Genomic DNA, 14980 nt, shown 5'->3' with positions numbered 1-14980 from the left:
CACGCCGAGCAGGCTGCCCTGGAAGCGCTGCGTCACTTCGCGGCCGGCCAGCCGGAGGATCAGTTCTCGATGGGCGATGACCGAGCGGATTAAAGCCAGGGGCCGGGCGGAGACGCGCTGCATTCGGAGGTTCCATCGGCCGAGAGCCGCGACGTGTCAAGTTGCCGCTGTTAGAGGTCGTGATTGGTCGGCGATTGGAGTGGTCCCCATCTCGACCGGACAGGCGGCGCAAGCGTGAGGGCCTAGGTGGAAGCCTAGGAATCTGCCTGAGTAATCTGCTGGTAGGGTGGGGGTGACTGTGATTCGATCTTGCGGATAGGCAAGAGCTTCCGGCCGTGGGACGTCGATCTGGGACGTCGATCAAAGATGGCTGCTGCCGCCGTCGCTGCACGAGTTCATCCTGCCGGGCCATCTGCCCCACTTCGTCCGCGGCCTTGTGCGCGAGACGCTGGACCTGACGGAAATTCTGTCCTGCTACAACGAAGTGCGGGGCTACCCCGCCCTACCATCCGGGGATGATGGCGGCCCTTCTGCTCTACGGTTACAGCCGGGGCGTCTACTCCTCGCGTCGCCTGGCCCGGGCCTGCGAGGAACGGGTGGACTTCATGGCGGTCACCGGCCTGAACGGGCCGGACTTCCGCACGGTGAGCGACTTCCGCAGGCGTCACTTCGCCGCCCTTTCAGGCCTGTCCGTGCAGGTGCGGCGATGAACCTCGGGATCGGCTCGTCGACATGGTGAGGCGCCTGGCCCGCATCCGAGGGACACGGGCGGCGCTTGAGCGGGAGGCGAAAGAAGATCCAGCGAGCCGCGATCCCGAGAGGCCCGGTCCGTCCTCAGGCTTGCGACAGGTCGGCCAGCCCTGCCGGGCTCCTGACGGCAGAGCAGTGTCAGATCAGACTGTTAGCGCTTTTCCTGGCCGTTGAGGCCGTCCGCCCACGGCTCCGATTGATCCACGGCCCAAGCGTAAATCGGGATCGAAACCCCGTAGAACCTCATCTCGATCCCAAAAACGGATCTCAGACATTTGTTCTTCCCAGAAAATCTATCTTGCCATAATCTCGTCATGGCATCGACATCGAGATTCAATAAAATGATCACACTCGAAGGAATCAGCGCGTTGAAAAAGCGCGAGAATTCAGGCCAATCCCAAGGCGAAACCGACCAATTCACCGCAAAGTTTGGGCCTCTGATTTCCAGTGATGATCTGCCTTATGGCGTCATGGGCAATCCGACTCTCGAAAGCCACCATCCTACGGTGCAAATATTAAATATTCCTGATCATGCAATGGGTGATGCTTCTTTCGAGATAGAGGGTATTCGAGAAGAGGCATCCGCCATCAGTCAAGGCGCAACTGGCAACAAATATATAGACGGAATTTTGAGTGGTGTGCGGTGGTCTGGCTCTATCACATTTAGTTTTCCGCAATTGTATACCGATTACGGGCCGATCTATTCAACCGGTGAGCAATATAACAGCTTTCGCCCACTTACCGTTCAGGGGCAGGAGGCAACGCGAGCTATTCTCGGTGGATTCACTTCTTTCGGGACTTCCGGAGTCTCTACTTATGGAAGCCTTGCCTCTCTGATCTCAAGCTCAGTCCAACAGACGACTGGTTCTGGCCAGAATGGCCTGGGTGATATCAGATCCGCAGAATCCAGATCCGCGAACCCAACTGCTTACGCTTATTACCCAAACAACTCGACATCCGGCGTGGGTGGTGATGTCTGGTACGGGGACAGTTATGCGGGAACAATAAACGATTATCGAAATCCAATATTGGGGGGATATGCGTATCATACTTACATCCATGAGCTCGGGCATGCGCTCGGCCTGAAGCATGGCCATGAGGCCGGTGGTGTCGCGAGCACCGCAGTGCCGGCCGACCGGGATGCGATCGAGTTCACAGTGATGACCTACCGGCCCTACCTCTACGGGCCGACGAACGGGTACACCTATGAGCGCTGGGGAGCCCCACAGACCTTCATGATGCTCGACATCGCCGCCCTGCAGACGATGTACGGGGCCGACTACACGACCAATAGCGGCGACACGGTCTACAAATGGGCCCCTTCGACGGGCCAGATGTCCCTCAACGGTGTCGGGCAGGGAACTCCCGGCGGAAACCGGGTATTCCTGACGATCTGGGATGGCGGCGGCAACGACACCTACGACATGTCGAACTATACGACTGGCGTCTCGATCCATCTGACCCCGGGCCTCTGGAGCGTGACCTCGGAGACGCAGCGCGCCCTCCTGGGTCCCGGCGTCAAGGCGCAGGGCACGGTCTACAACGCGCTCCTCTTCAACGGCGACACGAGATCGGTCATCGAGAACGCAATCGGCGGGTCGGGCAACGATATCATCTATGGCAATGGCGCCGCGAACGTCCTGCGCGGCAATGCGGGGAACGACCTCATCTTCGGAGGCGAGGCCTCGGACTGGCTGTACGGCGGGCCGGACTACGATATCGCCGAATTCTCCAATCAACTGTCGCAGGTCACCTTCACCCGATTCCTCCAGTTGGATGAGCACAATGTCCTCCATCAAAGGGTCAGGGTCTCGACCCTCACCGAGGGGGTGGATGTCCTTCAGGATATCGAGAGGGTAAAGCTCGGCGATGGCTCCATCTTCCTGGGACCATTCCGGGAAGATTTCGACGGCCTGTTCTACGGGCTGGGGAACGGCGACGTGTATCGCGCCGGCGTGAACCCGCTGGACCATTTTATGGGTACCGGATGGCGCGAGGGGCGCGACCCTTCGGCGCAGTTCTCGGTCAGCGGCTATCTCGGCGCCTACCGGGACGTGGCCGCGGCCGGGGCCAATCCCCTCGTCCACTACAGCAACGGCGGATGGCGCGAAGGTCGCGACCCCAGCCTGAACTTCGATACGAATGGCTATCTCGGCCTCAACCCGGACGTGAAAGCCGCCGGCCTCAATCCCCTGATCCACTACCTCGTGTCCGGTCAGTATGAAGGACGGCTGACCGCCAAGATGGTGGGATCGACGGATCAGTACGGCTTTGATGCGCAATTCTACCTGATGAAATATGCCGACGTCGCCCGCGCGGGCGTGGACCCGTCGCTGCACTTCTACCAGGTGGGGTGGAAGGAAGGCCGCAATCCAAACAACTACTTTGATACTGCAGGCTATCTTTCCAAGTATAATGATGTGAAGATGGCTGAAGTTAATCCATTAATTCACTACAGTGGCCAAGGATGGAAGGAAAATCGTGACCCTAGCAAGGAATTCGATACCGGAAATTATTTATCAAACTATGCGGATATCGATGCTGCGGATATAAATCCATTCGATCATTACCTCAAGACCGGAATCAACGAAGGTAGGAAGATTTTCGGCGACGGCGCGTTCGATTGATGTGCTCGCGCCTTCCCTGGGCCAAGTGATGTGCAGGATAGAGGACCGCTCGAGTTGACCGGCTCGCGAAGCGATGTGGTGTCCTGCAAGGGCGTGTTCGAAGCCTCAAGATTTTACCTCATCAGCGTCGGCCTCTTCTCCGGCGCTTCCAATATCCTGCAGCTCACCGTCTCCATCTACATGATGCAGGTCTTCGACCGCGTCCTGACCACCCGCAATCCGGATACGCTGCTCTACCTTACGATCCTGGCCAGCCTGGCGATCGCCGTCTTCGCGATTCTCGAATTCTGCCGGAGCGTCGTCATGCAGCGGGTGGCGAGCTGGGTCGAATCCCGCCTCGCGCCGGAGGGTGTCGTCCGTGGGATAGAGGCGCAGCTTCGGGGCCTCACCTATGGGATGGACGTGCTGCGTGACCTCGGCAGGGTCCGCGCCTTTCTCGGCTCGCCGGCCATGCTGGCGCTCTTCGACATCCCCTGGGTGCCCATCTACCTCCTCGCGATCTTCCTGCTCCATCCTCTGCTGGGATGGATCGCCGCGGCCGGAGCCGTCCTTCTCGTCGCCCTGGCCATTCTCAACGAGCTCCTGACCGCCCGGCTGCTCGGCCAGGCGGGGCAGGCGGCCATCCAATCGCATCGCCGCGCCGAAGCCTCGGCTCGCTACGCCGAGGTCATCGACAGCATGGGAATGATGCCGGCGATCGTCGCGAGGTGGTGGCGTTCCTACCAGGGCGTGCAGGAGCCGCAGGACCGCGCGGCCGACCGTGCTGCGGCCAGCCTCTCGCTCACCAAGCTCCTGCGGCAGCTGCTGCAGATCGCAGTGCTCGGCGCAGGCGCCTGGCTGGTGCTGCAGCAGGAGCTGACCGCCGGCGCCTCCATTGCCGCCTCCATCGTCATCGGCCGGGCCCTCGCGCCTGTCGAGCAGGTGGTGGGCGGCTGGAAGCTGCTCGTGCAGGCGCGGCAGTCAAGTCGGCGCCTGCGAGCCTTCCTGGCCATGCCCCGTCTGCGGCCACCCGGCCTATCGCTGCCCACCCCCGCCGGCGCGCTGGCCGTGGAGCGGATCTCCTATGCCCTGCCCGGCCAGGGGACGCCGCTCATCAAGGGCGTCGCCTTCGAGCTAACGGCGGGCGAGAGCCTTGCCATCATCGGTCCCTCCGGCGCGGGCAAGACCACGCTGCTGCGGCTCATCATCGGCACGCTCGACCCCTCCATGGGTCACGTCCGTCTCGATGGCGCCGACGTGTTCCAATGGCAGCGCGAGGACCTGGGCCGGCATGTCGGCTACCTACCGCAAGACGTCGCGCTGTTCGACGGGACGGTGATCGAGAACATCTCGCGCATGGCAGAGACTCCCGCTGCCGGTGCGGTCTTCGAGGCGACGCAACTGGCCGGATGCCATGACATGATCCAGCGCCTGCCGCAGGGCTACAAGACGGAGATCGGGGAGGGCGGCGCCCGCCTGTCCGGCGGCCAGCGGCAGATGATCGGCCTCGCTCGCGTGCTATTCGGGACGCCCCGCCTCGTCGTGCTCGACGAGCCCAACTCCCATCTGGACGCTGCGGGGGAGCACGCCCTGGGCCGCACCCTGGAGCAGCTTCGCGCCCGCGGGACGACGGTGGTCTTGGTCTCCCACCGGCCCACCCTGCTGCATCAGGTGGACAAGATCCTTCTGCTCCAGGACGGCGCGGTGGAGATATTCGGGCCGCGCTCCGAGGTCCTGAATCGCCTTGCGGGGCCTGCCAGGCCCATGATCGTCAAGGGCGCTTCATGATCTCCCCTCCCGGATTGCCCGGTCTGGAAGGCCGGCCGCGCGGCACCCGCTTCGCCCTCGTTCTCGGCTTCGGCACCCTGCTCACCTTCGGGGGAGGCTTCGCCGCCTGGGCTGCGTTCGCTCCGCTGGCGGAGGCGGCGCTGGCTGCGGGCATCATCAAGGTGGAGGGCAGCCGGCGGACGCTGCAGCACCTCGAAGGCGGCCTGGTGCGGGAGATCCTGGTGCGCGACGGTGACCGCGTGCGCCAAGGCCAGGTGGTGATGCGGCTGGATGATGCTCAGTCCGGCGCCACCACGCTGGCGGCACGGGCCCAGCGCGCGGCGCTGCAGGCGCAGAGGGCGCGGCTCATCGCCGAGCTCGACCGCGCGGCCGAACTGCGCTTCCCGCCCGACCTGATGGCGGCGGCGGAAGATCCGCACGTGGCGGAGGCGATGGCGGGCCAGCGCGCGCTGTTCCTGGCCCGGCAGGCCCACCTCGACAGTCAGATCGCCATCTTCGCCCATCGCGCCGAGCAGGGGCGGGCGAACATCGTCTCGGCGCAGGGCCAACTCACCGCCGCGAACCGTCAGATCCTCCTCCTCCGTCAGGAGGAGGCGATGCGTCGGGACCTGGTGCGCCAGGGGCTCGCGCGCCTTCCGGAATTGCTGGCGGTGCAGCGGACGTTGGCCGGCGTGGAAGGCAGCGCGGCGGACCTGGAGGGGCAGATCCGCCGGTCCGGGGCCGCGATCCAGGAGGCCGAAAGCCAGGCCCGGGCCACGCTAGACCAGCGCATGCAGGAGGTGGGCACCGAGGCGCGCGACGTGGCCAACCGGCTTGCCGACGCCGAGGAGCGCGTGAAATCCGCCTCCGACGTGTCGATCCGCCGCGACATCGTGGCACCGGAGGACGGCACCATCCTGAACCTGCGCGTTTTCAACCTCGGCGCCGTTCTCCGGGCTGGCGACCCGGCCATGGACCTCGTACCTTCGCAGGATCGCCTGGTGGCAGAAGTGCAAGTCCAGCCAACGGATATCGACGTGGTTCATCCGGGCCTCGCCGCCGAGGTGCGGCTTCCCGCCTTCCGCCAGAGGCTCGTACCGACACTGCTGGGCGAGGTGACCTTTGTGGCGGCCGATGTCACCTTGGACCCGCAAGCGCGCGGCGCCCATTTCAGGGCGCAAATCCGCATCCATCCGAGTCAGCTCTCCCGGCTACCGGGTGTCGTCCTGGCCCCGGGCATGCCGGTCGAGGCCCACATCATCCTCGGCGAGAGGACCTTCTGGCAGTATCTGACCCAACCCGTGCGGGACTCCTTCGTCCGCGCTTTTCGAGAGAATTGACCCAGCGTGCGCTGCACGCCGTCCATCTGCCGCAGTAAGACATCTTTCAGAAATTGAATATGCAGAGTTCTCACGTAGAACGACCTTGAATATTTATTTCAAAAATATAAATACTATAACGGCTAACCGTTTCTGTTCCAGGCCCCGACGGGGATGGACGGGCGGGGAATGGTTACGGTTTCAGACGTCCATGCACAGAGGCTGGCAAGCAGCGTAAGGCCAAGCATAAGGTTCGGAACATACTCCCGTCAGCATTGTTAGCGCGAGATCAGTGCATCAGGGACACTTTACAGCGTAGAATTGCGGATGGATAGATAATTATACTCGTTTCCTTAACCTCGCCCTCAGCTTTTCGTGATCCTCATTAGTGATCTCGTCTGGCGCCCTGAGCACCCATTGCTTCGCTTTGCCCCGGATCCCCAGTTGAGATGGCAGGCCGGCCACCAGGCCTGCGGCCTCCATTCGAGCCAGCGACCGCGACATGCATGCCATGGTGGAACGCGAGCTCTTCAGCCCCAGCAGCTGGATAATTGTTCGCGTAGCAGGCAGGCCGCCGGTGGACCCATTGAGGTCATCCAAGGTCCCAAACTGCTTCAGCACCTCGATGATCTCAGCTCGACGGCGAAGTTTGCGTGAGGACCGGATGTCACCTGCTGCCATCGGGATCCCTCCTTAACCTGACCCCCGGCCCCTCGCCATTCCCGGGCACGAAGATCACGCCGGCGGCTTCGAGGGCGACGCGGATAGCGTTGAGCGTGGCCGGTCGAGGGGCTACCTCTTTTCCCTCAAAGCGTTGGATTGTCCGCCTGGGAACATCGCTCGCAGTGGCGAGCTGATCCCGGGACCAGTCCAGTAGCGCTCGCCCGGCGCGAGATTGTTCGGGTGTTATGTCCTGATTTGAGACATTAGAGCTTGCAGCCATAGCTGCAATATGTCTTAAATTAGGACGTTCCGCAAGGAACTCTCGGCCGAGCAGAGAGATTGCAGCTCCCCGCCCGGCCTGACCGCAACCTCGATGCTGGGAGCATCAAGATCATGGCTACCCGACAGAATACCACACACGGCAGAGCTTTGCCCGCTGCCAGCCCCAACCCCGACGTGGAAAGGCAGGAGGCCGCGTCCGCCATCGATGTGACGGTCGCCCGTCTGGACCTGCTCGCCGAGCAGGCGGCCGGCCTGGTCGAGCATGAAGATCGGCAACGCCGCTTCCCGCTCAATCGCGACTATGCGGTGGTGGCGGGGCGCGGTGGTCCCCGGATGGAGAGCTTCACCGTTCCGCCCACGGATGGCCGCGTCCGCTGCGCCCGTGAGAAGCGGCTCAGCGAACGAGGCTGGGCACTGCTCCCCGTGCCACAGTTCGTCCGCCGCACCAGCGCCAGTCGGCGATTCGACGCGCCGTTGGAATGGGTGGGCGCAAGCTGGCTCGTGACCCCGCCGGAGGGCAGCGACCTCGCTGCCCGAACCTTCCCGAAGAAGGGGCTCGCCTTGACCTGGGCGGAGGCACGGGCATGAGCGCGCGCAGCTTCGTCTGGCCGAAGCGCCAGGACTGGACGGCCCCGGCCTCGCCTCCTCCTTCGCCGCCCCCGCCACCCGCCAACGGCTTCAATCGGCGGGCTGCCCTCATGGGCAGCGCGGTTGCAATGCTGGCCGCGCCGGCCATCGAGGGTGCTGTCGCGGCGCCCCATCCGGACGCCGAGCTGATCACGCTCTGCCGGCGCTACATGGGGCTGACGGATCAAATCCGGGCGGCCGTCAATCGGATGCCCGATCACTTCGATTGGCAGCAGGAGAAGGTCTACGACGCGGAGCACGTCACTCCGCTGGAGCAGGTGCAGTCCGAGCTTCTGGAGCAGATGGAGCCGATCCGCGCGCGGACGCCGGCCGGGCTCCTGGCGCGGATCGAACTGGCCGTGAAGGAATACCCGCATCTGATCGGGCTAGATGGCGGGGAGGACTCCATGATCGCGGCCATCCTGCTCGACGGCATGGCGCTGAAGGCGGGAGGGCTCGCCTGATGCCGCGCATCCTCAAGTCGGCCTCCGGCGTGCCTCTGCCTGCCGCGCCGTCTCCGTCTCTTCCTCCGCCACCTATTCCGAGGCGACCGCCGACACGCAAGCCGGCCGGGGCGGCAAGGAAAGGAGGCCGAGCATGAGCGGTACCCGTCGCGCCCTTCTGGCCGCGCTATCGGCTGCCCCGGCGATTTCCGCGTCGTCCCAGGAAGATCCGGCATCGGCGGAATTCATCGCGATGTGCGAGCGGCACGTCATCAACTGCCGGGCTCTGTGGTCCGATCTATCAAATCCGAATGGCTATGCTGGTGATGCGAGAGCAGGGCTCGCCGGATCTGCTTCGGCAGATCGGCTTCGATCTCATCGAGCACGGCGACGGGGTGCGCGATCGTGGCCTCATCGTCGGGATGATGGGGGTCTTCGGCGATCTCATCCGCCGATAGCTTGTGCGATGTGCTAGAAGCACCTCGGCGGGGCAGGGTTGGCCGACCCGCGCGGAACCTCTGCCCGCGCAGCCTCGCCGCACCATCGCAGAGACGCGACCGCAGAGGCGCGCGATGACTAAACCACTGGGTTTGATTGGACTGGGACGCACCCGGGAAGAGGGGGGAACCGACGCCGCAAACCTATTCGAAAGGCTCCGGCTCAGCTTGGGGGAACCAGAGGCCCGGCGCATCTGGACTAAGGTGGCCAAGCGCAAGGCCGGACGTCCTTCCGGGAAGAAACAGTACGATAGAAAAATATTGCTTGTCGTTTTTGATGAAATAGCGGTTCTCGATGACGCCCGCGGGAAAACGCGGGAGGAAATCGCGAAAATTATAGCCAAGCTTGCCAACGAAAGAAGACGTGGAGTCTACGGTGCAAGTGTTCAGGCCATAACGAAGGCAATCGTGCGTGACTTGCGGGAGCGCGAGATGAAGCGCGGGGAGACTCGCGCTGCGTTGGCTACCTTTGCCAAGGGACGGGAATCACCAGGATTGAACTTTGGTAAAGCGCCATCCGGCCTGATCGCGCGCGCCCTTCTCGAATACCAGCCAGACAAGGAGGCCGAAGACAAAAAGCCGACCGAAATTTTGTCCGCCGGACAGAATGGCGCGGTGAAATAAGTCCTTCGCAATAATAGGGATTCAAGAGCAAATGCTTTGTCGCCCGCCGCAGTTCGCCCAAGCCCGGACGAACGCGGCGGCCCTGAAAAGGGTGATTGCGATATGCATCTTCACGCCAACCCCGAACCTCTTTTGGTTCCACGTAAGACTGCCTTCGCCATGGTGGGCGTCGGTACGACCAAGGGCCATGAGCTGATCAACACCGGCCAGCTCGACGCGCGCAAGCTTGGCGACAAGACGCTCATCACCATGGAGAGCATCAAGGCGCTGGCCGAGGCGCTGCCCCGTGCGAAGGCCACCGCCTGATGCGTGCCGCGATCGTCATGCCGAGCCACTACACGCTGCTCGGAGCCCTCACCAACCCCTGGAAGTAGCGACGCCCCCGACCGGGGAGTCGAGGGCGCGCGAACTGTTGGCGATGGTTGAGTGGCATCGACCATATACGCTGACACCACACGCTTTCCAAGGCTTTTCCGGGCGGCGGGCTGTCCAACGGAGACAGTCATGACCATTCATTTCCATCGTGGAGAAGCGCCACCGCTTCATCGCCTCGGCGCCCACGATCTCGCGTCGGCGGACGACCGCGCGTGGTTCGAGCAGCACACAGGACGGAACCACCGCATCCGCCGCGCCTACATGGGGGAAGGGCGCCTGCACCCTGACAAGCTGAGCTTCGTCGCGGTGCGCCAGGTCGCGCCCGGCGCGCGTGTCCGCGTCCAGGTGTTCGTGCCGGCTCCCGCGCCGCAGACCGAGGCCACCGAGCTAGAGGCCGAGATCGTCTTCACGCGCTTGATGGCGGCTGATCCCGACGTGGTCGAGATGGTCGCGGCCATGGAACGCGCCGTGGAGGCTCACCCATGAGCCGCCGCCCCGACATTCGTCAGCAGCCCGCCAGGACTCCCCTGGCGGCGTCCGAGGAGCCTCGGCGCCTTTGCCTCCTTCCCGGTGTTCTGGACTCCTCCGGCGAGCCTGTGCGGGCCATCGTCAGCGGCAGCAGCAGACGCCCGGTGATCCAGGCCCTGGCCACCTATGCCTCCCTTGTCGTCGCCGGCCGCGTGATCGGCGGTGGCGAATGAGGAGCGCTTCGGAACTCGCCGCGGGCCTGGGCCTGCGGCAGCTGCCGGGTGGGCGCGGATGGGCCGGGGACTGCCCGGCCTGCGACTACAGGAACGGCTTCTCCATCCGCGAGCGGGACGGGCGCGCCGTCTGGTGGTGCGCCAGCTGCGGCGAGCATGGCCGCGACCAGCTGCTCCGCGCGGTGCTTGGCGAGCACGTCGGCACCCGCAGCAGTGGGCCATCCGGCCCGTCGCTCGGCGACGAGGCCCGGACTGCGCGGGCGGTGGCGCTGTGGGACATTGCAGCGCCGGGGAAGTACAGCCCGGCGGAGATCTACCTCGGGCAGCGCCGCCTCGCGTGGCCGGACGGCGAAGTGCTCCGCTACTTGCCCGAGGCGCGCCACCCGTCCGGCGCGCGGTGCCATTGCATGCTCGCGCTGGCGGTGGACGGCTCCGGCAGGGGGCAGGCGGTGCATCGGACCTACCTCGCGCCTGGTGGAGCGGGGAAGGCCGCCCTGGACCCGCCCAGGGCCACGCTGGGGCCAGTTGGTGCCGCGGCGGTGCGGCTTTGCCGCTGGTCGACCGGCAAGCCGCTGGTGATCGGCGAGGGGATCGAGACGAGCCTGTCCGCTGGCGTCCTGATTGGCGCCCCGGCCTGGGCCGCGCTCTCGGCCGGCAACATGGCGAGGGTGCCGCTGCCGCACGGGCTGCGGGATCTGGTCATCGCCGCCGACAACGATCTGCCTGGCCAGCGAGCAGCCTGGGGGGCCGCGGAGGGCTTCACGGCCCAGGGCCTGAAGGTGCGGGTGATCACGCCCGACCATGAGGGCGAGGACTTCAACGATCTCCTGCAGCGCCACGCGGCGCAGGCGGGTGCGCGTGGCTGATGGGTTCACCAGCACCGAGGCCACTCTGCCTCTGCCGTCCGTCGCGCTGCTTCGCGATCGGCGAGCGCCGCCGCCCTTTCAGCTCGATCTGCTCGGCCCTGTCTGGGCCGCGCGCATCGCCAGCGCGGCCGAGGCGAAGAACTCGCCCGTGGACTACATCGTAGCGGGCCTCTTGGCAGGGGCCGCGGCCTGCATCGGCAATGCTCGCTGGCCGTCACCCTGGCCGGGCTGGTCGGAGCCGCCCTTCCTGTGGATCGGTGCCGTCGGCAATCCCAGTTCCAGCAAGACGCCAGGCCTCGGCGCCACCCTCTCGGACGTGCTGCCGGATCTCGAGGTGGAGATGGCCGGCGACTACCCCGACAAGATCAAGGCCTGGGAAACGGTGAACGCCGAGGCGTCCGCCATTCGCGACAAGTGGGAGAAGGAAGTCGCCAAGGCCGTGAAGAGCGACATGGCGCCCCCGCGAATGCCGGATGGCGCGCAGGCCCCTCCACGTCCTGTTCGGCCGAGGTTGATCACGTCGGACAGCACGATGGAAAAGCTGGCGCTCCTGCTCCAGGGCTGCCCACGTGGCCTGCTTCTGCACCGCGACGAGCTGGCCGCCTTCCTCGGCAGCTTCGACCGCTATGGCTCCGGCAAGGGCGGGGGTGATCGCGCGGCTTGGCTGGAGGCGTGGAACGGCAAGGCGAAGTCGATCGACCGGGTGAAGAACCCCGAGCCGATCTTCGTACCTCGCTTCGCCTTGGGCATCGTCGGGACGATCCAGCCGGCCCGGCTCTCCGAGCTGACATCGGGCGCGGACGACGGCCTGGCGGTTCGCTTCCTTTGGGTATTCCCGGAGCCGCGGCCTTTCGCTCGCCCTGCCCAGATCGACGCGCCGGACGGGTGGCGGAGCAGCCTGGCGCGGCTGCTCAGGCTCCCGATGCCGGACGGAGAGAACGGCGAGCCCAGGCCTTGGTTCATGCGCTTCACGGACGAGGCAGCGGCCGTCATCGAGGAGGCGGCGCAGGAGTGGGCTGGGCGCGAAGCCCGCGTCTCTGGGCTGATGCTCGGCGCGATCGGCAAGGCCCGCGGCCACGCCGTCCGGCTGGCGGTGGTGGTGGAGCTGCTCCGCTGGTGTGCGGAGCGGCCGAGCGAAGAGGCGCCGGCCGAAGTCTCAGGAGCTGCGGCGCTGGCCGGCGCGGCGCTGATGGCCGACTACTTTCTCCCGATGGCGGAGCGCGCCTTCGGCGAGGGCATCCTGTCCGTCTCCGAGCGGCACGCGCGGACCCTGCTGCGACACATCGTCGCCAACAGCCTCACGACCGTGAACGAGCGGCAGATCCGCGATACGCCCGGCTTGCAAGGCCTCTCCAGCGCGGAGGCCGTGAAGGCAGCAGTGACCGTTCTCCAGAGGGAGGACGTGCTGCTTCGGGTGCAGCATCAGGCCGGTCCGCGCGGCGGGCGGCCTCCGAGCGACCATGCCGTAAATCCGCGGCTTGGTGAGGCCCTGGCCGAATGGCGCAGCAGGCAGCGTGAGGAGGTCGCCCCATGAGCCGATTTCTCGCCCGCGCCCTCACGGCAGCGCGCGCCGAGGCGCCGCAGCCGAAGCCAGTCGGTCCGGCCCCCGGAGGTTTTGGTGGTTATGGGGGTTTTGGGGAACGTGCGGAAAATGAGAATCAGCCCCTACGCGCCCCGTTCACTTGGCCGGAGGAGGTGGACTTCCACCTCACCCGAGAGGCGGCCCGCCTCTCGGGCCTGATCTCGGCCGGGACTGACTGGCGCTGGTGCCCGGACGGCGGCATCGACGTGGTGAAGCCGGACGGTCGCACGTGGATGCTGTCGCCGGGCTTAGCGCAGCGCCTGCAAGCCGCCGATCTGCTCCCGGCCGCCGTCAGGGAGGCGGCGCCATGAGCGACCTCACGGCGACCGGCAAACGCCTCGCGAAGATCCTGCCGCTGCTAGGCAGCGACCAGCCTGGCGAGGCGACCGCGGCCGCCGCCGGTCTCGTTCGGGTCCTGACCGCCTCCGGGATGGACCTGAATGACCTGTCCGCGCTCCTCGCCGCCGAGATGGAGCGCAGGGCGAAGCCGGCCTTCACCTTCGCGAATCTGGCCTCCCGCACCGCACGTAAGCAAATCAGCCTCCTGGCTTGGCGCGAGGGCGTCTCGGTCGCCGATCGCGCCCGCATGGAGCGCCAGCGCGCCTGGCTGCTCGGGAAGCCCGCCACGGCACGGCTGCCAGACAGCGAAATCCAATGGCTCGACGCCCTTTGGCTGAAGGCCTTCGGAGGCGGCGCGTGAACGCCCACCAGCACATCCCTCAATCCGTAAAGGACCCCACATGCCCGCACGCCCTGATGTCCAATCCAGCAGGCCTCCCCGTGAGGCAACCACCCTCGAGCTGCTGGAGAGCGGCGTCCGCACCACCGCTGCGGCCATGATCACCAGCAACGATCATGTCGCCCTCAGCTACTCCGGCGGCGCCGAGTCCGGCCTGCTGCTCCACCTGCTCCGCGACATGCTGGACCGCCTCACGGTCATCTGGGTGAATCCGGGCGTGTTGCCCCACGATGCCGAGCACGTCCGGAAGCAGACCAAGGGCTTGCCGCGCTTCGTGGAGATTCCCTCCGACCGCGAGGCCTATTGGAAGAAGCAGGGGCTCCCCTGCAAACACGTCCTCCCAGCCCAGCGCATCGCCCCCCTGCAAGGGGACGTGCCGATGGATGGGCCGCCGCTCTCCGCCGAGATAGCCTGCTGCTCGGTGGTGAGGAATGCCCCTGCGCAGCAGTGGTGCCTGGCCAACGGCGTCGGCGTGCTGATCCATGGCCAGCGGCGCGGAGAGGGCTCCAGCCTCTACAGGCCCGGCGTCGCGCCCGCCCACTGGGGAGCGCTCGCCTCCTGGACGCGCGAGGAGGTCATGCAGCGGGTCCAGCACCATGGCGTGCCGCTTCCCATCCAGTACGCCGAGGGCGCGCCCACCAGCCTCGAATGCGCCGTGTGCCCCGCGGACCTGGAGCTCGGCCGCATGGCGTTCCTGAAGAGGCGCTATCCAGCCGAGTACGCCCGAACGCTGGAACTGGCCGAGGAGGTGCAGCGCGAGGCACGTGCTGCCATGGCGAAGGCCGATGCCGCGCTCGCTGCTGCCCGCGAGGTGTCGGCATGAACGCCGTTGTCGTGGACAGCGCCGGCTGCCCCCGGTCCCGAACGCGGCTTGATCAGATCGCCGAGGGCGCCGGCATCGGGAAGGTGAGGATCGATCGTGGGCCAGCGCCGGCGCGCTCCCAAATGCTTCCTACAGTCCGCGTCGGAGAGCATGTCCATGTCTGAAAAATCAAATCCGAAGCAGGGCACGGGCCCCCGTAGCCGCTGGCGGCCCGGACAGTCCGGCAATCCGGCCGGAAAGCCCAAGGGTGCCCGTCACGCCGCCCTGCTGGCTCTCGACGCGATTGGGCAGGAAGGCGCTGCAGAGGTCATGCGGC

Annotated in this window: 16 protein-coding genes and 1 pseudogene; all 17 read left to right on the top strand. The window is 65.7% G+C overall.

What is annotated here, in order from left to right; all coding sequences use genetic code 11:
• Positions 1-346 precede the first annotated feature (346 nt).
• Positions 347-879 (top strand): annotated as a pseudogene (locus AC1ROY_RS33475) (transposase); the annotation flags it as partial.
• A 212-nt stretch (positions 880-1091) separates the two neighbouring features.
• Positions 1092-3377: a M10 family metallopeptidase gene (locus AC1ROY_RS33470; RefSeq protein WP_493153293.1), complete on the top strand. Its 2286-nt coding sequence runs from the start codon at positions 1092-1094 to the stop codon at positions 3375-3377.
• Between the two features lie 54 nt (positions 3378-3431).
• The gene (locus AC1ROY_RS33465; protein ID WP_493153292.1) at positions 3432-5144 is read left to right on the top strand and encodes a type I secretion system permease/ATPase; all 1713 of its coding nucleotides are present in this window, start codon (positions 3432-3434) and stop codon (positions 5142-5144) included.
• Positions 5141-6463 (top strand): HlyD family type I secretion periplasmic adaptor subunit, encoded by a 1323-nt coding sequence (locus tag AC1ROY_RS33460; RefSeq protein ID WP_493153291.1) that lies wholly within the window; start codon positions 5141-5143, stop codon positions 6461-6463. The genes AC1ROY_RS33465 and AC1ROY_RS33460 overlap by 4 nt, the downstream gene beginning before the upstream one ends.
• 981 nt (positions 6464-7444) lie before the next feature.
• Positions 7445-7975, top strand: a complete 531-nt coding sequence (locus tag AC1ROY_RS33455) for a hypothetical protein (protein ID WP_493153290.1) — start codon at positions 7445-7447, stop codon at positions 7973-7975.
• Positions 7972-8478, top strand: a complete 507-nt coding sequence (locus AC1ROY_RS33450; RefSeq protein ID WP_493153289.1) for a hypothetical protein — start codon at positions 7972-7974, stop codon at positions 8476-8478. Before AC1ROY_RS33455 ends, AC1ROY_RS33450 begins: the two co-directional genes overlap by 4 nt.
• A 290-nt stretch (positions 8479-8768) precedes the next feature.
• A complete protein-coding gene (locus tag AC1ROY_RS33445; RefSeq protein ID WP_493153288.1) occupies positions 8769-8915 on the top strand; it encodes a hypothetical protein in 147 nt (48 codons plus the stop codon).
• A 114-nt stretch (positions 8916-9029) separates the two neighbouring features.
• A complete protein-coding gene (locus AC1ROY_RS33440; RefSeq protein ID WP_493153287.1) occupies positions 9030-9578 on the top strand; it encodes a hypothetical protein in 549 nt (182 codons plus the stop codon).
• A gap of 132 nt (positions 9579-9710) precedes the next feature.
• Entirely contained in the window at positions 9711-9884 is a 174-nt protein-coding gene (locus AC1ROY_RS33435) for a hypothetical protein (protein ID WP_493153286.1), read from the top strand.
• Between the two features lie 198 nt (positions 9885-10082).
• Positions 10083-10439, top strand: a complete 357-nt coding sequence (locus AC1ROY_RS33430) for a hypothetical protein (protein WP_493153285.1) — start codon at positions 10083-10085, stop codon at positions 10437-10439.
• Positions 10436-10654, top strand: coding sequence for a hypothetical protein (locus AC1ROY_RS33425; protein ID WP_493153284.1), 219 nt, complete (start codon positions 10436-10438; stop codon positions 10652-10654). The genes AC1ROY_RS33430 and AC1ROY_RS33425 overlap by 4 nt, the downstream gene beginning before the upstream one ends.
• The gene (locus AC1ROY_RS33420; RefSeq protein WP_493153283.1) at positions 10651-11520 is read left to right on the top strand and encodes a toprim domain-containing protein; all 870 of its coding nucleotides are present in this window, start codon (positions 10651-10653) and stop codon (positions 11518-11520) included. The genes AC1ROY_RS33425 and AC1ROY_RS33420 overlap by 4 nt, the downstream gene beginning before the upstream one ends.
• On the top strand, positions 11513-13054 hold the full coding sequence (locus AC1ROY_RS33415; RefSeq protein ID WP_493153282.1) for a DUF3987 domain-containing protein: 1542 nt from the start codon (positions 11513-11515) through the stop codon (positions 13052-13054). Before AC1ROY_RS33420 ends, AC1ROY_RS33415 begins: the two co-directional genes overlap by 8 nt.
• Positions 13051-13413, top strand: coding sequence for a hypothetical protein (locus tag AC1ROY_RS33410; RefSeq protein WP_493153281.1), 363 nt, complete (start codon positions 13051-13053; stop codon positions 13411-13413). Before AC1ROY_RS33415 ends, AC1ROY_RS33410 begins: the two co-directional genes overlap by 4 nt.
• Positions 13410-13802, top strand: a complete 393-nt coding sequence (locus tag AC1ROY_RS33405; protein WP_493153280.1) for a hypothetical protein — start codon at positions 13410-13412, stop codon at positions 13800-13802. Before AC1ROY_RS33410 ends, AC1ROY_RS33405 begins: the two co-directional genes overlap by 4 nt.
• A 136-nt stretch (positions 13803-13938) precedes the next feature.
• On the top strand, positions 13939-14664 hold the full coding sequence (locus tag AC1ROY_RS33400; protein ID WP_493153279.1) for a phosphoadenosine phosphosulfate reductase domain-containing protein: 726 nt from the start codon (positions 13939-13941) through the stop codon (positions 14662-14664).
• 150 nt (positions 14665-14814) lie between these two features.
• A partial coding sequence (locus tag AC1ROY_RS33395; RefSeq protein ID WP_493153294.1) for a DUF5681 domain-containing protein occupies positions 14815-14980 on the top strand: 166 nt, incomplete at its 3' end.

Source organism: Roseococcus sp. GW821-FHT12F05 (assembly GCF_058806835.1).
This window is presented reverse-complemented; position numbering and strand designations above follow the sequence as displayed.